Raw genomic sequence first — 17,121 nt, forward strand, 5'->3', positions numbered from 1 at the left:
ATGGCGCGCCTCGTCCCCAGCAAGCCGGTGCTCAGCGTCGTCGGGCTCGTCGTCACGCTCGCGATCTGCGTCGGGTACCTCCTGACGGTCGTGCTCAACCTGCCGCTCACGGGTCGACCCGACCGGGTCACCATCGAGCTGCCGCGCTCCGGTGGTCTCTTCGAGGGGTCGGCCGCGGCGTACCGGGGGTCGCGGGTCGGCACCGTCGAGCAGATCCGCATCAACCCCGACGGCGGGGTGACCGCCACGGTCAGCCTGTCGGACGGGGTCGAGGTCCCGCGCTCGACGCAGGCGCAGGTGCGGAGCCTCTCGCCGGTGGGTGAGCAGTACCTGGACTTCCGTCCGGAGAACGACGAGGGCCCGTACCTCGCCGACGGCGACACGATCTCCGCCGACGCGGTGGACATCCCGGTCTCGTTCGCCGAGGCGGCCGAGAGCGTCAACGCGTTCATCGAGGTCATCGACCAGAACCAGCTGCGCACGGTGCTGCAGGAGCTGGGCACGGCGACCGACGGCGTCGGCGACGACCTCGAGACGCTCCTCGACGCGACCGACCAGCTCTCGACCGCCCTCGACGAGGTGTGGCCCGAGACCCAGAACCTCCTCGTCAACGGCGAGACGGTGGGCGAGGTGCTCCAGGGCAACCAGGAGAACCTCGAACGGTTCTCGGCCGCGGCCGCCTCGCTCGCGGCCTTCCTGCGGGACTTCGACCCCACCTTCCGCGACATCCTCTCCCGCGCCGGTGGCGACTTCGCCAACACGCGCCTGCTCGTCGCGGACCTCCGCCCCGTGCTGCCGCCGCTGCTCACGCAGCTCGACGTCCTCGGGCAGGTGGTCTACGAGCGCGAGCCGCACCTGCGGGCACTGCCCGACGCCCTCGTCTACGGCAACAGCCGCTTCGCCTCCGCCTTCGAGGACGGCTGGCTGAACGTGGACCTGTGGTTGCAGGGGGCCGACGAGTGCGACTACCGCGACTTCCGGGCCGACCCCATGGGTGTCGACCAGCAGCCGCTGTTCCTCGACGGCCGGTGCGCGGTGGGCGGGCCGGTGCGACGCGGGGCCCAGCACGCCCCGGCGCCGCTCGACCGCTGAGGCTCAGAGCAGCGGGCGCAGGGGGGCGAGCACGAACTCGGTGAACTTCCGGTGCGCCGAGCGTGCCTCCCACTCGGCGCTGTGCAGCTCGAGCGAGTGGCCCTGGTCGGTGAGGAAGATGGCCTCCATCGTCGCGGCGAACTGCTCGTCGATCACCTCGACGTTGACCTCGTAGTTGCCCTGGAGGCTGAGCCGGTCGACGTTGGCCGTCCCGACGGTGGACCAGCTGCCGTCGATCGTCGAGGTCTTCGCGTGCACCATCGCCTCGCGGAAGCGCAGGATGCGCACGCCGGCGTCGAGCAGCTGGGAGTAGTAGCCCCGGGAGATCCAGTCGGCCACCACGTGGTTCGACTTGTGGGGGAGCAGCACGCGGACGTCGACGCCCCGGTTCGCCGCGCGCACGAGCGAGTCCACGAAGTCCTGGTCCGGGATGAAGTAGGCGTGCGTCATCCAGATGTGGTCGGTGGCGCGGTCGATGGCCTCGAGGTACATCGAGCGGATGGGGAACATCCACAACCGCGGGATGTTGCGGTGGATCCGGATGCGGGGTTCCCAGACCGACGCCGCCTCGAGGAGGAGCGGGCGCTCGCTGGAGCGGAAGCGCTTGCGCCGGTTGAGGTTCCAGAAGTCCGCGAAGGTGCGGGTGAGGTCCCAGACGCTCGGCCCGGTGAGGCGCACGTGGGTGTCGCGCCACTCGGTGGCGTAGGCGGAGCCGATGTTGTACCCGCCGACGAACGCGACCTCGTCGTCCACGACCAGGATCTTCCGGTGGTCGCGCCCGTACCGGCGGAGGTCCCAGAAGCGCAGGCCCGCGCTGTAGACGGGGTAGCGCAGGACCTTGATCTCCGGCGGGAAGCGCTTGAAGCGGGGCGAGACGACGAGGTTCGCGAACGCGTCGTAGATGCAGTAGACCTCGACCCCGCGCCGGGCGGCGTCGACGAGTGCCGCCTTGAACCGCTCGCCGACCTCGTCGCCCTTCCAGATGTAGGTCTCGAGGAGGATCCGCTTCCGGGCGCCGGCGATCGCCGCCAGCATGTCGTCGTAGAGATCCTGGCCGTAGGTGTAGACGGTCATCTCCCCGCCGCCCACCTCGTTGCTCGAGGGGGGAGTGGTGGGGAACGGGCGGGGCTTCTTGCCACGCCGCCGGTAGGAGTCCACGAGGGTCATCCCGATCGCGAGGGCGAACGGCACGCCGACCAGCGCGAGCAGCGTCCGGCGCAGGGCACGCAGCAGCCGGTCGGTGGGGGCGCCCCGGAGTCTCACGGACCCAACCTACCCAACCGCGGCGTCCGGGCGGCGGTGGGAGCCGTTGTCCGCCGCGGAGCGCCTGGGGGACGGTCTCCGGCGGATGTGGTTGGCTTCTGCCCGACAGGGTGGGACCGGGCTGGACGACGCGGGACGAGGGTTGTGGATGACGGAGCGGGGCCGCGTGCTGGTCGTCGACGACGATGCCGACATCCGGGAGCTCGTCGCCATCGTCGTGGGGCAGCTGGGTGTCGACGTGCTGCAGGCCGGTGACGGGCTGACCGCTCTCGAGCTGGCCCGGCGCGAGTCGCCGCACCTCGTCACCCTCGACCTCGGGCTGCCCGACATCGACGGCATCGAGACGTGCCGTCGGCTCCGCGAGTTCTCCGACGCCTACGTGCTGATCCTCACGGCCCGCGAGGAGCGCGCCGACCGCGAGGTGGGCTCGGAGAGCGGGGCGGACCAGTTCATGAGCAAGCCGTTCGCGCCGAAGCAGCTGCGCGCGACGGTCCGCGAGGCGCTCGGTGCGCGCGGGGTCGAGCTGGCCTGACGCTCGGGGCGCCGTCGCCCGCGAGGACTGTCGGTGCCGCGTCGTACGCTCGCAGGCATGCGACCCGTCACCGATCTCGAGCGCAGCGTGGCCCCGCTGCACGTGCTCTCCGACTACCAGCCGGGCGGCGACCAGCCGACGGCGATCGCCGAGATCACGCGGCGCATCCAGGGCGGCACGGAGGACGTGGTGCTCCTCGGTGCGACCGGCACCGGCAAGACGGCCACCGTCGCGTGGGTCGCGGAGCAGCTCCAGCGCCCGCTGCTCGTCCTGCAGCCCAACAAGACCCTGGCGGCCCAGTTCGCCAACGAGCTGCGGCAGCTCTTCCCGAAGAACGCGGTCGAGTACTTCGTGTCCTACTACGACTACTACCAGCCCGAGGCCTACGTGCCGCAGACGGACACCTACATCGAGAAGGACTCGGCGATCAACGAGGAGGTCGAGCGGCTGCGCCACTCGGCGACCAACTCGCTGCTCACCCGCCGCGACGTCATCGTCGTCTCGACCGTGTCGTGCATCTACGGCCTCGGCACCCCGCAGGAGTACGTCGACCGGATGCTGCGGCTGCGGGTGGGCGAGGAGCACGACCGGGACAGCGTGCTGCGGCGCCTCGTGGAGATCCAGTACGCACGGAACGACATGTCGTTCACGCGCGGCACGTTCCGCGTGCGCGGCGACACGCTCGAGATCTTCCCGGTCTACGAGGAGCACGCGGTGCGCGTCGAGTTCTTCGGCGACGAGATCGAACGCCTCTCGACCCTCCACGCGGTCACGGGCGAGGTGCTGACGGAGGACACCGAGCTCCACGTGTTCCCGGCGTCGCACTACATCGCGGGCCCCGAGCGCATGGAGAAGGCGATCCGCGGCATCGAGGCCGAGCTGGCGGAGCAGCTCGCCGCGTTCGAGGCCCAGGGCAAGCTGCTCGAGGCGCAGCGGCTGCGGATGCGCACGACCTACGACATCGAGATGATGCGCCAGGTCGGGTCGTGCTCGGGCATCGAGAACTACTCGATGCACATGGACGGCCGTGCCCGCGGCACGGCGCCCAACACGCTGCTCGACTACTTCCCGGAGGACTTCCTGCTCGTCGTCGACGAGTCGCACGTGGCCGTGCCCCAGATCGGCGGGATGTACGAGGGGGACATGTCCCGCAAGCGCAACCTGGTGGAGCACGGCTTCCGGCTGCCCAGCGCCATGGACAACCGGCCGCTGCGCTGGGAGGAGTTCCTCGAGCGGATCGGCCAGACGATCTACCTCTCGGCGACGCCGGGGGACTACGAGCTCGACAAGGTCGGCGGCGACGTCGTCGAGCAGATCATCCGGCCGACCGGCCTCGTCGACCCCGAGGTCGTCGTCAAGCCGACGAAGGGCCAGATCGACGACCTCATCGGTGAGATCCGCGCCCGGGTGGAGCGGGAGGAGCGCGTGCTCGTCACGACCCTGACGAAGAAGATGTCGGAGGACCTCACCGACTACCTGCTCGACGCCGGTCTGCGCACGCGCTACCTGCACTCCGAGGTCGACACCCTCAAGCGGATCGAGCTGCTGCGCGACCTCCGGATGGGCGCCTACGACGTGCTCGTCGGCATCAACCTCCTCCGCGAGGGCCTCGACCTGCCCGAGGTCTCCCTCGTGGCGATCCTCGACGCCGACAAGGAGGGCTTCCTCCGCTCCGACAAGTCGCTCATCCAGACCATCGGCCGCGCGGCGCGCAACGTCTCGGGCCAGGTCCACATGTACGCGGACCGGATCACCCCCTCCATGGAGCGGGCGATCGACGAGACGAACCGGCGCCGCGACAAGCAGATCGCCTACAACCGCGAGCACGGCATCGACCCCCAGCCGCTGCGCAAGAAGATCGCCGACATCACCGAGATGCTCGCCCGCGAGGACGAGACGACCGAGGCGCTCCTCCAGACGTGGGCCGACGTCGGGCAGAAGGGCCGTGCCGGCGGGGTGAAGCCCTCGGCGAAGTCGCCCGCCCGGGCGCCCGTGCCCGTCCTCGGCGAGCGCGCGAAGGAGCGCGAGTCGGGTGCCGCCGGCCTGCCCAGCGCCGACCTGGCCCAGCTCATCCAGGACCTGTCCGACCAGATGAAGACGGCCGCCGCCGAGCTGCAGTTCGAGCTGGCGGCCCGGCTGCGCGACGAGATCTCCGAGCTCAAGAAGGAGCTGCGGCAGATGATGGAGGCGGCCAAGTAGGCGGCGCGGGCGTTGCGTAGCATCTGCTTGTGATGAGCAACTATCCCGGCGGGGTGGCACGCACGCACCTCGTCTGGGCCGTCGCCGTCTCCGTCTACCTCCTCGCGGTCTTCCACCGCTCCTCGCTCGCCGTGGCCGGCCTCCTCGCCACGGAGCGGTTCGACATCACGGCGGCGCAGCTGGCGACCTTCGTCATGCTCCAGCTGGCGGTGTACGCCGCGATGCAGGTGCCGGTCGGGTTGCTGGTCGACCGGTTCGGCTCGCGCTCGATCCTCACGGCGGGCGTCGTGGTGATGAGCCTCGCCCAGACGGGCTTCGCGTTCGCCGACACCTACGCGCTGGCGCTCGTCGCCCGCCTGTTCGTCGGCATGGGGGACGCCCTCACCTTCATCTGCGTGCTGCGCCTGGTGACGTCGTGGTTCCCCACGCGGCAGGTGCCGCTGTTCTCCCAGCTGACCGGCACGGTGGGCCAGCTGGGGGCGGTGGTCGCCGCCGTGCCGATGACCCTCGCGTTCCGGGAGCTGGGCTGGACCACGACGTACCTGGTGTCGGCCCTCGTCGGCGTCGTGCTCCTCGTGGTCCTCCTGGTGGTCGTGCGCGACACCCCCGACCGGCGCCACCTGCGCGGCGCGTCGCTCTCGTGGCGCGAGACACGGGCCAGCCTGGCGGCGTCGTGGACCCACCCGGCGACACGGCTCGGTTTCTGGATGCACTTCGTGACCCAGTTCAGCGCCACGGCCCTCGGGCTGCTCTGGGGCTACCCGTTCCTCGTGCGCGGCGAGGGGCTCTCGGAGGCGACGGCCGGCGGCCTGCTCACGCTGATGGTGCTCGTGATGATGGTCGCGGGGCCCACGCTGGGCTGGCTCGTCGGCACGTTCCCCTACCACCGGTCCACGATGGTGCTGGGGATCGTCGGGGCGATCGTGCTCCTCTGGACCGTCGTGCTCGCCTGGCCGGGCGACGCGCCCCTGCCCCTCCTCGTGCTCCTCGTGGTCGTGACCGGCGTCGGTGGACCGGCGTCGATGATCGGGTTCGACGTCGCCCGCACCGCCAACCCCGTGGAGCGCCTCGCGAGCGCCACCGGCCTCGTCAACCAGGGCGGGTTCATCGCGACCCTCAGCCTCGTGATCGGCATCGGCCTCGTGCTCGACTGGCGCACGCCGGGCGGCGGCACGGGCTACACCGCCGACGCGTTCCGCTGGGCGATGAGCCTGCAGTACGTGCTCTGGACGCTCGGCCTCACCCAGGTGTGGCGACTGCGCCGCACGGCCCGTGCCCACGCGGCCGCCGCGGCCACCCCCTGACGCACCCGGTACGCCTCGCCGCGGGTCAGCGGGGGATCACCGAGAAGAGGAAGCGCTTCTTCACCATCACCCAGATGAGCGCGAGCACGGCCGTGTGGACGAGCGTCCCCTGCCACCACGAGCCGCGGTCGAGGCCGGGGATGTTGCCGACCGCGAGCACGAAGAACACGTGCACGATGAAGACGTAGAGGCTCGCCGCGCCGAGCGGGATCCAGAACCAGCCGACGATCTTGTCGATGGGCTTCCACATGGTGGTGAGCACCGCGTAGGCCACGATGATCATGAGGACCAGGTCGAGGAGACGGCCCGGCTGCAGGAAGACCCGGGTGTAGGCGTTGTCGTAGAGCCAGCCGTAGGAGCCCTCCGGGAACGGTGAGGCGGAGTAGCCGTAGGTGTGCGCCAGCCACAGCCACACGAGCGCGCCCGCGTAGGCGAAGACGAACACCGCGCAGCCGATCTTGCCCGCTCGGCTCACCAGGGCCTGCGTCACCTGGCGTCGGTAGACGCCGAGCACGAGGCCGTGGGTGAAGGCGATCTGCCAGGTGAGCAACGGGAAGACGTCCTCGAACTGCGACGGCAGCACGTGCACCTCGGAGATCGAGTTCCACACGAACAGCGCCCACGACACGGCCAGCACCAGCCACCACAGGCCGCGCTTGATGAACCACATCAGCACCGGGAGCAGCAGGCTGAGCACCACGAACAGCCCCATGATGTTGAAGACCCACGGGCCCATCTCGAGCAGCAGCAGCTGCTTGACGGCGTACCACGGCGGCGGGTAGTCGAACAGGCGCGGAGCGTTGGCGTAGAGGTCGTAGACCTGCCCCGTCACCGCCTCGCCGTTCTCGCCCGTCCCGCGGTCGGTGAACGTCGTGATCACCGTGGCGTCGACGAACGGCAGCAGGCCGAGCAGGTAGACGAGCATGACGACGACCAGCGCGACGAGGTACTGCTTGCGTGCGCGCTTCCACATCGTCACCGCCGTGACCCACTCGCCCAGCTTCCGCACGGTGGGGAGGTAGATCATGCCGAGCACGATCCCGGAGAGCAGCACGAACATCTCGGCGCCGGTGATGGCGCCGACGGCGTTGAGGGTGATGTAGGAGTACGGCGACGTCACCTCGACGTGGGTGATGACGACGGCGAGGATGATCCAGCCGCGGAAGAGGTCGAGACGCTGGTCGCGGGGGTCGTTCTCGTTCGGGTAGCGCCAGGACGGCACGTACTTGCCGGCGATGCCGGCCAGGAGGAAGAGGACCGCGAGCACCGCGACGCAGAAGACGATCCAGCCCATCTCGGCGCCGATCTCGTCCGCGGCCGGCTGCCGGCCCTGGGCCGTGGCCTCGTTCGCCGCCTCCTGGTCGAGGACCCGGGTGACCGGACCGATGTCGACGCGGTCGGAGCCCAGGTCGGCCCGGAGGGCGTCCGCGAGCTCGTCGGTGCGCGTGGCCCGCCAGTCGACGACCCGGTCGTCCGCCTCGGCCTCCGGCCGACGCTGCTCCAGCCAGGAGATGCCGCGGACGAGCGGGTAGTCCGCGTTGGCCTCGAGGACCTGCTCCCACCACCCCTGCTTGATGGCGACCTCGGGGTCGCCCTCGCCGTCGGGGATCCAGAGGGCGCCGGTCTCGACGAGCATGGGCTTGTCGTACGTCGCGGCGAAGCGCTCGTAGAACGGCGTGCCCCCGCCGCCCTGGTTGTAGTTGAAGCGCTCCTCGAGCCGTTCGCGGTAGGCGTCGGGGGTGGCCACGCGGTCGAGCTCGAAGCCCTCGCTGGTCTCGAGGTCGCCGGTCTCGCCGTCGCCGTCGAGACCGAGGTCGTTGTCGATCCGGCCCCGGTCGGGCCCGAAGTGGTAGAGCGTGAGCCCGACCCAGTCGACGACGTCGTCCCCCGGCCAGTAGGGCCCGTAGGGGTCGTCACCCTCGTCGAGGCGGCCGTTGTCGTCGGTGTCGAGCTCGCCCGCCTCGGTCATCCGCTCGGGGTCGACGTCGCCGTAGGCCGCGCCGTACGGGTAGCCCGCGCCGTACACCGGCGCCCAGACCATCGCCGCGTGGGGCGTGGCCGCGTGGACCTGGTCGGCGACGGTGCGGAAGGCCTCGACGTACGCCCGCGGCTGCTGGCCCCAGCCGTACCAGGTGCCGTTCATCTCGGGGGCGAAGCGCACGAGGAAGTAGGTGTCGAGCTCGCGGTGGAGCTCGACGAGGTCGTCCGTGAACGCCTCCGCGTCGTCCTCGGTGAGCTCCTCCAGCGGGACGACGGGCTCGAGGCTCACGACCGCGACGGCACCCTGGGTGGCCGCCTGCTCGACGAACTGCCGGAGGTAGGTGCGGTCGTCCTCACCGAGGGGGTAGTTGACCCGCTGGGTGTAGAGCGAGGGTGACGCGCCGAGGCGGTTCGCATAGTCGGCGGCGGAGTCCTCGGTCCACGTCAGGCTCGGACCGAACCACGGGCTGCCCGCGGCGGGCAGGCCCGGGGGCGCGTCGTCGTCGGCGGCCGACGCCGGGGGTGCCCACGAGAGCAGCCCCGCGACGAGCCCGAGCACGGCGAGGAGGAGCGCCGCGCGCACGGAGCGCGGTCGGGTCGGGGATGCGGATGCGGATGCGGCGGGCGCCGTCGACGGCGCCGGTGTCACGGTCGGCGCTCGCATCGCAGGGTCCACACGTTGCGGCTCCCCACCCGCTCGTAGGACAGGTCGTCGAGCGCCGCGACGGCCAGGGCGAGCCCCCGGCCGCTCTCGGCGTCGGCGTCCGGCATCGCCACGTCGCTCAGGTCGAGCGCCGCCGGCTGGCCGTTGTCCTCGATGCGTCCGTGCAGGCCACCGTCGCCGTCGCCGTCGACCTCGACCGTGAGCCGACGCTCGTGGGCGCGGGCGTCGGCCGCGTAGGCGTGCTCGACGACGTTGCCGAGGATCTCCATGAGCGCGGTCACGAACCGCAGTCGCTCCCCGGCACCGACGTCCGGGTGCTCGGACCACGCTGCGTCGAGGGCGTCGTGCGCGGTGTCGAGCGCCTCCGGGTCCGCGGGCAGCTCGAGACGGGCGACGGGACGCCCGGTCGGCTCAGACATCGAAGGCGCTGGCGACGTCCGGCCGGGGCCGGAGCACCTTGTCGATGTTGGTGAGCTGGAAGACGGCGAGCACCTCCGGCGTCGGCCGCGCCACGCGCAGGTCGCCGCCGGCCTGGCGGGCCGCCTTGAGGCCGCTGACGAGCGCGCCCAGCCCGGAGGAGTCGAGGAAGGTGGTCTCGCCGAGGTCGACGACGACCCGGTTGGTGCCGGCGCCGACGACCCCGGCGAGCGTCTCGCGGAGCTGCTTGGCGGCCACCATGTTGAGCCGGCCACGCGGCACGACGATCGCGATACCGCGTTCGGTGGACACGTCGATCTCGATCATCGGGCTCCTTCAGGGGTGTCGGGCGGGGAGGAGGGTGGGGAGGAGGACGCCGCGGGTGGGTCGACCCCGTCGGTACCCTCCGCGCTCGCGGCGAACCCGCGGTAGCGCACGGCCTGGATGATCACGGAGAAGATCACGAGGTCGAACACGACCCAGATCATGTTGAGCGACGTGCCGAGCCAGGAGGCCTGTCCGGCGGCGAGCCGCACGACGCCGACGGCCGCGGCGAGCACCAGCAGTCCCATCGCGACGAGCTGGGGACGGACGAGGTCCCACCGCTGCACGGTGGACTCCTTGGCCACCTTGGGCGTCACCGAGAAGTCGAGGGAGCGGCCGAGGAAGACGTTGAGGAAGACGTTGCCGAAGGCCGAGGTGACGGACTTGATCCAGACCGGGAACAGCGCGAGGGAGTACTGCTGGCCCCGCCACGTCGGTCTCCCCGCCGCGGCCACGAAGAACAGGAGCTGGTTGAGCACGAGGAACGGCACCAGCCGCCAGAAGAAGTCGGAGCTGAGCGCCTGGACGGGGAGCACGCCGATCGTCAGGTAGATGACGGGTGCCGCGATGTAGACGAGCGCCGCGAAGCCGGAGAGGTAGCTCCACATCGTGGCGAAGTACATGAGCCGCTGGGGCCACGACAGACCGCGCTGGGTCAGCGGGTTCTCCCGGAACATCACCTGCGCCGTGCCCTGCGCCCAGCGGAGGCGCTGCGTGAGCATCGACTCCAGGTCCTCCGGCGCGAGACCGTGCGCCAGCACCTCGTCGTGGTAGACCGTGCGCCAGCCGAGACCGTGGATGCGCATGCAGGTCGCCATGTCCTCGGTGACCGAGATGGTCGCCATGGGCATGACGGGGATGGCCTCGCCGGACCGGTCGACGTCGATGGACCGCACCAGCGCCTCGACGGCCTCGATGGCGCCGAGGGGGGACAGGTCGCGCGCCGTGACGCGGTCGAGGCTCTCCAGGCTGACCGATGCGAGGGTCTCGTCCGACTCGCCGAGCGCCTCGAGCTGGGCGATGACCTCGAGGTCTGCCGCCACGAGCTGGAGGTCGGCCGCCACGAGCTGGCGACGGATCTCCGCGACGCGGGCCTGGAACCGGTAGGTGACGTCGAGCAGTGCCCCGCCGCGGTCGATCTCCCGCTGGGCCCGGCCCACGTCGTACAGGACCTCGTCGAGGGCGGTCGCCACGGCCGCGTCGTCGGGGCCGAGGTCCTTCCGCGCGGTGGTGAGGACGGTGCGCGCCGAGCGCAGTGCGCGGGTGACGCCGAGGGTGGTGTCGTGCACGTAGCGGGCGATGCCGACCTGGATGAGCGCCTCGCGCCGGATGACCGCGTTGGAGCCGCAGAAGAAGGCCGCGTTCCAGCCGTCCTTGCCCTGCTGGATCGGACCGTAGAAGAGCGGCGCCTGGCTGCCCAGGGGGTCGGACTCCGGCACGTTGACGAAGTACTGCGGCGTCTGCACCAGCGCGACCTCGTCGTCGGTGAAGTAGCCGAGGGTGCGGTCCAGGATCTCCGGCACCGGGATCTGGTCGGCGTCGAGGATGAGCAGGAACTCGCCGTCGGTCGCCAGCAGGGCGTTGTTGAGGTTGCCGGCCTTCGCGTGCCGCGGCATGCCGACCCACTCGGGCGACCGCGTGATCCACCCGATGCCGAGCTCCTCGGCGAGCGCCTGCATCTCCGGACGGTTGCCGTCGTCGAGGATCCAGGTGCGGTGGGGGTGCCGGATGGCGACCGCCGCCACGGCGGTGTCGCGGACGAGCTCGACGGGCTCGTTGTAGGTCGTGATGAACACGTCGACGGTCGCCTCGGGGTCCGGCGTCGGCGGGTCGCCGCGCTCCTTGAGGCGCCACATGGTCATCCCGAAGAGGAGCGAGTCGACCATGCTGTAGGTCTCGGCCAGGATCAGCGGGACGGCGATCCACCACGCCGACCAGTGCACCGAGAAGAGCCACCGCCAGGTGATGTAGTTGATGCCCAGCAGCGCGGTCAGCACGACCACGCAGCGGAGAAGCACCAGGCGCCGCGTCACGAGCCGCACCGGTAGACGGCGAGGACCGTGACGTCGTCGAGGGGCGCCCGCCGACGGGTCAGGCCCCGCACCTCGTCGAGCAGCGCCGTCGGCGTGGGGGAGCGGCGCACGACGAGGTCGATCTCCGGCCAGGGGTCGAGCGGGTCGTCGAGCACGTCGAGGATCCCGTCGCTGACGATCACGAGGCGGTCGCCCGGGTCCAGCACGGACGTGTGCTCGCTCCAGTGGTCGTCGGGGAGCACCCCGAACGGACGGTCCTCGCCGGCCAGCACCTCGTACCCGCCGCCGGCGCGCACGATGACCGCGAGGCCGGCGCCGGCGTCGACCCACCGGGTGTAGCCGTCGTCGAGGTCGACCGCCGCCTCCGTCAGGGTGAGGAACGCGCCGGCCCCCTCGAGGTCGGGCAGGAGGCTGCGCGCCACCTGGGTGGCGACCACGCCGAGGTCCGCCCCGGCGACGACGGCCTGGTGGGTCGCCCGCACCGCCGACCGCGCGCCGGCGCCGAGCAGGGCCGCGCTCGTGCCCTTGCCCATGACGTCCCCGACGCCGAGGTGCAGCACGTCGCCCCCGACGCCGTAGTCGAAGAAGTCACCGCCCACCGCGAGGGCGGGGAGGCAGAAGCCGTCGACGAGCCAGCCGTCACGGTCGACGGGGGTCGTCGGGAAGAGCGCCGACTGCACCTGGCGCGCCTGTCCCATCTCGCTCGACGACACCAGCTCGTGCTCGGCCCAGGCGGCGAGGTCGGCGAGGTCGGCCCGCTCCTCGTCGTCGAGGTCCCGCCTGCTGCCGTGGAACAGGCAGAGCGTGCCGACGACGTTGCCGAGGTGGTCCTTCAGCGGGTGGCCGGCGTAGAAGACCACGTCCCCTCCCGCGACGACGGGCAGCGAGCTGAACCGCTCGTCGCCCCGGGCGTCGGGCACCACCATGGGCTCGCCGAGGGCCTGCGTGGTGTGGCAGAAGGTGTCCCGGCGCGGCAGGGTGCCCGTCGGCAGGCCCTGCGCGCTCGGCAGCCACGCGTGGCGCGCGTCGAGGAGGGTGATCGAGGTCGCGTCGACGCGGAACAGCTTGCGCGCGAGGCGGGTGATCCGGTCGAGCTGCTCGTGCGCAGCGTCGACGGCGTCGGCGATGCCCGCCGCAGCACGCTCGCGCGCCGCGGCTTCCTCGCCCGACCTGACTTCGGGTACGACGTCGTCCACGCCCTCTTCTCCGCTCCCTCAGAACAGCGCCCGGAGGCGCAGCGGTGTCGGTGACGAGTGCCACGCTAGCGTGGCCACCACAGGAGACCGCGCGGCGCCATCCGGTTGCCGCCTTTTTTCCTCAAGAACGACGAAATCGGTCCGAAGATATCGGTACATCGAGGAGGTGAGGTGGCCGTGGCCGACGGGACGGCGAACCCGGAGCAGCGTACGGTGCTGGTGGTCGACGACGACCCCGACCAGCGGGAGCTGGTCGCCGTGGTGCTCGGCGGCGTGGGCTACCGGATCGAGGAGGCCGGCTCGGGGGCCGCGGCCGTGGAGGCGACGCGCACGCACGCGCCCGACCTCGTCACGCTCGACCTCGGTCTGCCGGACATGGACGGCACCGAGGTGTGCCGCGCCCTCCGTGAGTTCAGCGACGCCTACGTGATCATGCTGACGGGCCGCGCCGACGAGTCGGACCGGTTGATCGGGCTCGACGTGGGGGCGGACGACTACATGGTCAAGCCCTTCTCGCCGAAGGAGCTGCGGGCCCGCGTGGCCGCGGTGCTGCGCCGTGCACGACCGGCCGCCGAGCGTCCCGTGCCGGCGCCGATGGTGGCACCGACCTCCGTGGTCGACCCTGCCCGCGGCCTCGTCGTGGTGCCGGACCGCGAGCTCGCCCTCGTCGAGGGCGTCCCGCTCCCGCTGACCGGTGCCGAGGTGCTCGTGCTCGCCGCGCTCGCGCGTGAGCCCGGGCGGGCCTGGGAGCGGCGCGACCTCGTGCGGGCCGTCTGGACCGAGGAGTTCGGCGAGTCGCAGTTCCTCCTCGACGTCCACGTCGGCAACCTCCGGCGCAAGCTCCGCAAGGCCGGGGTGCGCGAGGAGTGGATCCGGAGCGTCGGGGGCACGGCCTACGCGTTCATCCCGAGTCGGCCCACGGATGCACCTGACTGACGGGTAACCTTCCCGAGCACGCGGCCGGCAGGCCGCGCGTCCCCGAGAGCGTCAGGAGAACGGATGCGCGTCGCCCTGCTGTCCTACCGCAGCAAGCCGCACTGCGGGGGCCAGGGCGTCTACGTGCGGCACCTCAGCCGGGAGCTGGTCGCGCTGGGCCACGAGGTCGAGGTGTTCTCCGGCCAGCCCTACCCCGAGCTCGACCCCGGCGTGCGGCTCACGCCGGTCCCGAGCCTCGACCTCTACCGCGACCCCGACCCGTTCCGCACGCCGTACCCCGGGGAGCTCCGCGACCTCACCGACCTGCGCGAGGTCGCGACGATGTGGACCGCCGGCTTCGGCGAGCCGCGCACCTTCAGCGAGCGCGTGCGGCGCGTGGTGCGCGAGCGGGCGGACGAGTTCGACGTGGTCCACGACAACCAGGTGCTGGGGTACGGGATCCTCGACCTGGCCGCCGACGGGATGCCGGTGGTGACGACCCTCCACCACCCGATCACGTTCGACCGCCGGATCGACCTCGAGGCCGCGACGAGCCGGCGCAAGCGCCTCTCGCTGCGGCGGTGGTACGGGTTCCTCCGCATGCAGGGGCGCGTGGCGCGCCGTGCGACGCTCGTGCTCACCCCGTCGGAGTCGTCCAAGCGCGACATCGTCGCGGACTTCGGCGTCGACCCCGAGCGCATCCGGGTGATCCTGCTGGGCGTCGACGACGTCTTCCAGCCGCCGACGGAGCCGCGGGTCCCGGGGCGCATCCTCGCCATGGCGAGCGCCGACGCGCCGCTCAAGGGCATCGGGACGCTCCTCGAGGCGTTCGCCAAGCTGCGCACGGAGCGGGACGTCGAGCTGGTCCTCGTCTCGCGGCCGCAGCCGGGCGGGCCGACGGAGCAGCTCGTCGAGCGGCTCGGCATCGGGGACCACGTGCACTTCGTGCACGGCGTGAGCGACGCCGAGCTCGTGCGCGTCATGGGATCGGCCGAGGTCGCCTGCGTGCCGTCGCTCTACGAGGGCTTCTCCCTGCCGACCGCCGAGCTGATGGCGTGCGCCACGCCCCTCGTGGCGTCGCGCGCCGGCGCGATCCCCGAGGTCACCGGGCCGGACGGGCTCTGTGCCGACCTGGTGACCCCCGGCGACGTCGGCGAGCTCGAGCAGGCGCTGGGTGCGCTGCTCGACGACCCGGAGCGTCGCGAGCGCATGGGTCGCGCCGGCCGCGAGCGGGTGCGGGCCGAGTTCAGCTGGCGGGCGGTGGCCAGGGCCACCGCGCAGGCCTACGAGGACGTCGTCGCGGTGACGCGCGGACGCCAGGACCACGCCGCGCACGTCGCGTCGGCCGAGTGAGGAGCGAGCAGGATGCTGACCGTTGACTTCGACCGGTTGGGCCTGCGGCCCGGCGAGCGCGTGCTCGACATGGGCTGCGGTGCCGGCCGGCACGCCTTCGAGATGTACCGCCGCGGCGCCGACGTCGTGGCCTTCGACCAGGACGCCGACGAGCTCGCCGGGGTGCGGGACCTCTTCGGCGCGATGAAGGAGGCCGGCGAGGTGCCTGCGGGCGCCGAGGCGGACACCAAGGAGGGCGACGCCCTCGGGCTGCCGTTCGCCGACGGCGAGTTCGACCGTGTCGTCGCCGCCGAGGTCCTCGAGCACATCCCCGCCGACCTCCAGGCGATCGACGAGCTCGTGCGCGTGCTGCGTCCGGGCGGGACGCTGGCCGTCAGCGTGCCGCGGTGGCTCCCGGAGGCCATCTGCTGGCAGCTGTCGACGGAGTACCACGACACGCCCGGCGGCCACATCCGCATCTACACCGACAAGGAGCTCGTCACGAAGGTGACGAACGCCGGCCTCGAGCTCGTGGGCAAGGACTACGCGCACGGCCTGCACGCGCCGTACTGGTGGATCAAGTGCGCCGTCGGCGTGCGCAACGACGACCACCCGCTCGCGAGGGCGTACCACCGGCTCCTCGTCTGGGAGATCATGAAGCAGCCGCGTGCGCTGCGCCTGGCGGGCCGCGTGCTCGACCCGCTGATCGGCAAGAGCCTCGTCCTCTACTTCCGCAAGCCCGCATGAGCGGCGCCGGGAGCGCCGCCGAGAGCGTGGGCCACGCCGTGCCCGCGGTCGCCGGCGTGCTGAGCGCCGAGGAGGTACGCCGCACGGCCGCCTCCATCGCCGCGATGCAGCACCCGGACGGTGCGATCCCGTGGACGACCGGCGACAAGACCGACGCCTGGAACCACGTCGAGGCGGCCATGGCGCTGCTCGTCGGCGGCGAGGTCGAGGCGGCCGAGCGCGCCTACGACTGGTGCCGGGCCCAGCAGCGGGCGGACGGCTCGTGGCCGGTCAAGGTCGTCGGCACGGAGGTCGCCGACGACAGCGGCGAGTCGAACATGACGGCGTACGTCGCGGTGGGGGTCTGGCACCACTGGCTCGTCCGGCGCGACCGGGCGTTCGTGGAGGCCGCCTGGCCGATGGTGCGCGCCGCGCTCGACTTCGTCGTCGGGATGCAGCTGCCGTTCGGTGGTCTGGCGTGGGTGCAGGACTGGGTGGACGGCGCGCCCGCGGGCGTGCGGCAGGAGGCCCTGCTGACGGGGTCGTCGAGCTGCTACCAGTCGCTGCGAGCGGGGCTGGCGCTGGCCGAGCTGGTCGACGACGCGCAGCCGACGTGGGAGCTCGCGGCCGGACGGCTGCGCCACGCCGTGCGCCACCACCCCGGCGACTTCCTGGACAAGTCGACGTTCTCGATGGACTGGTACTACCCCGTGCTCGGCGGCGCCGTCCGCGGCGAGGCCGCCCACCGGATGATCGAGGCCCGGTGGGACGACTTCGTCGTGCCCGGGCTGGGGATCCGCTGCGTCGACACCAACCCGTGGGTCACGGGTGCCGAGACCTGCGAGCTGGTCATGGCGCTCGACGCCATCGGCGACCGCGAGCGCGCCCTGCGGCTGTTCGGCGACATGCAGCACCTGCGGGTGGACGACGGTGGGTACACGACCGGCTGGGTGTGGCCCGACGAGGTGTTCTGGCCCAACGAGCGCACGACCTACACCGCGGCCGCGGTGCTGCTCGCCGCCGACCAGCTCAGCGGGACGACGCCGGGGGCCGACATCATGGTGGGCTCGACCTTCGGGCCGCACCCCGCCGAGGTGGCGGGCGACTGCGGCTGCACCGTCCCGGCCCCGACCTGAGCCGGGGG

14 protein-coding genes are annotated in these 17,121 nt (G+C 71.9%); 8 read left to right on the forward strand and 6 right to left on the reverse strand.

Annotation, left to right across the window (positions count from 1 at the left end; all coding sequences use genetic code 11):
• Positions 1-1,092 carry an MlaD family protein gene (locus QE405_RS06420; protein WP_307199378.1) on the forward strand — a complete coding sequence of 364 codons (1,092 nt, stop codon included), beginning with the start codon at positions 1-3 and terminating at the stop codon, positions 1,090-1,092.
• A 3-nt stretch (positions 1,093-1,095) separates the two neighbouring features.
• Here QE405_RS06420 and QE405_RS06425 read toward each other — a convergent pair whose 3' ends face one another.
• Positions 1,096-2,355 (reverse strand): phospholipase D-like domain-containing protein, encoded by a 1,260-nt coding sequence (locus QE405_RS06425; protein ID WP_307199379.1) that lies wholly within the window; start codon positions 2,353-2,355, stop codon positions 1,096-1,098.
• Positions 2,356-2,503: 148 nt separating this feature from the next.
• Between QE405_RS06425 and QE405_RS06430 the strand changes: the two genes are divergently transcribed.
• From QE405_RS06430 to QE405_RS06440, 3 genes are read left to right on the forward strand one after another with little or no spacing between them, the layout of a single operon-like run.
• Positions 2,504-2,887 carry a response regulator transcription factor gene (locus tag QE405_RS06430; RefSeq protein ID WP_307199380.1) on the forward strand — a complete coding sequence of 128 codons (384 nt, stop codon included), beginning with the start codon at positions 2,504-2,506 and terminating at the stop codon, positions 2,885-2,887.
• A 57-nt stretch (positions 2,888-2,944) separates the two neighbouring features.
• The gene (gene uvrB / locus QE405_RS06435; protein WP_307199381.1) at positions 2,945-5,086 is read left to right on the forward strand and encodes an excinuclease ABC subunit UvrB; all 2,142 of its coding nucleotides are present in this window, start codon (positions 2,945-2,947) and stop codon (positions 5,084-5,086) included.
• Between the two features lie 32 nt (positions 5,087-5,118).
• Positions 5,119-6,390 carry an MFS transporter gene (locus QE405_RS06440; protein WP_307199382.1) on the forward strand — a complete coding sequence of 424 codons (1,272 nt, stop codon included), beginning with the start codon at positions 5,119-5,121 and terminating at the stop codon, positions 6,388-6,390.
• A 25-nt stretch (positions 6,391-6,415) separates the two neighbouring features.
• Here the strand turns inward: QE405_RS06440 and opgC are convergent, their stop codons facing one another.
• The 5 genes from opgC to QE405_RS06465 form a co-directional block, all read right to left on the reverse strand.
• Complete coding sequence (gene opgC / locus QE405_RS06445; protein ID WP_307199383.1) at positions 6,416-8,953, reverse strand: OpgC domain-containing protein; 2,538 nt, start codon at positions 8,951-8,953, stop codon at positions 6,416-6,418.
• A 62-nt stretch (positions 8,954-9,015) separates the two neighbouring features.
• Complete coding sequence (locus QE405_RS06450; protein ID WP_307199384.1) at positions 9,016-9,453, reverse strand: ATP-binding protein; 438 nt, start codon at positions 9,451-9,453, stop codon at positions 9,016-9,018.
• Positions 9,446-9,778, reverse strand: a complete 333-nt coding sequence (locus tag QE405_RS06455; protein WP_307199385.1) for an STAS domain-containing protein — start codon at positions 9,776-9,778, stop codon at positions 9,446-9,448. The genes QE405_RS06450 and QE405_RS06455 overlap by 8 nt, the downstream gene beginning before the upstream one ends.
• Positions 9,775-11,808 carry a glycosyltransferase family 2 protein gene (locus tag QE405_RS06460; RefSeq protein WP_307199386.1) on the reverse strand — a complete coding sequence of 678 codons (2,034 nt, stop codon included), beginning with the start codon at positions 11,806-11,808 and terminating at the stop codon, positions 9,775-9,777. The genes QE405_RS06455 and QE405_RS06460 overlap by 4 nt, the downstream gene beginning before the upstream one ends.
• A complete protein-coding gene (locus QE405_RS06465) occupies positions 11,805-13,004 on the reverse strand; it encodes a PP2C family protein-serine/threonine phosphatase (RefSeq protein ID WP_307199387.1) in 1,200 nt (399 codons plus the stop codon). Before QE405_RS06465 ends, QE405_RS06460 begins: the two co-directional genes overlap by 4 nt.
• A 177-nt stretch (positions 13,005-13,181) precedes the next feature.
• On the opposite strand from QE405_RS06465, the gene QE405_RS06470 reads away from it, so the two are divergent.
• The 4 genes from QE405_RS06470 to QE405_RS06485 all read left to right on the forward strand — a co-directional run bounded on the left by QE405_RS06470 (position 13,182) and on the right by QE405_RS06485 (position 17,113).
• Positions 13,182-13,940 (forward strand): response regulator transcription factor, encoded by a 759-nt coding sequence (locus tag QE405_RS06470; protein WP_307199388.1) that lies wholly within the window; start codon positions 13,182-13,184, stop codon positions 13,938-13,940.
• Between the two features lie 63 nt (positions 13,941-14,003).
• Entirely contained in the window at positions 14,004-15,272 is a 1,269-nt protein-coding gene (locus tag QE405_RS06475; protein ID WP_307199389.1) for a glycosyltransferase family 4 protein, read from the forward strand.
• 12 nt (positions 15,273-15,284) lie between these two features.
• Positions 15,285-15,998 carry a class I SAM-dependent methyltransferase gene (locus QE405_RS06480; RefSeq protein WP_163771868.1) on the forward strand — a complete coding sequence of 238 codons (714 nt, stop codon included), beginning with the start codon at positions 15,285-15,287 and terminating at the stop codon, positions 15,996-15,998.
• Positions 15,995-17,113, forward strand: coding sequence for a prenyltransferase (locus tag QE405_RS06485; RefSeq protein WP_307199390.1), 1,119 nt, complete (start codon positions 15,995-15,997; stop codon positions 17,111-17,113). The genes QE405_RS06480 and QE405_RS06485 overlap by 4 nt, the downstream gene beginning before the upstream one ends.
• Positions 17,114-17,121: the final 8 nt, after the last annotated feature.

The sequence above is a fragment of the Nocardioides zeae genome (assembly GCF_030818655.1).
In the GTDB taxonomy this organism is placed as follows: domain Bacteria; phylum Actinomycetota; class Actinomycetes; order Propionibacteriales; family Nocardioidaceae; genus Nocardioides; species Nocardioides zeae_A.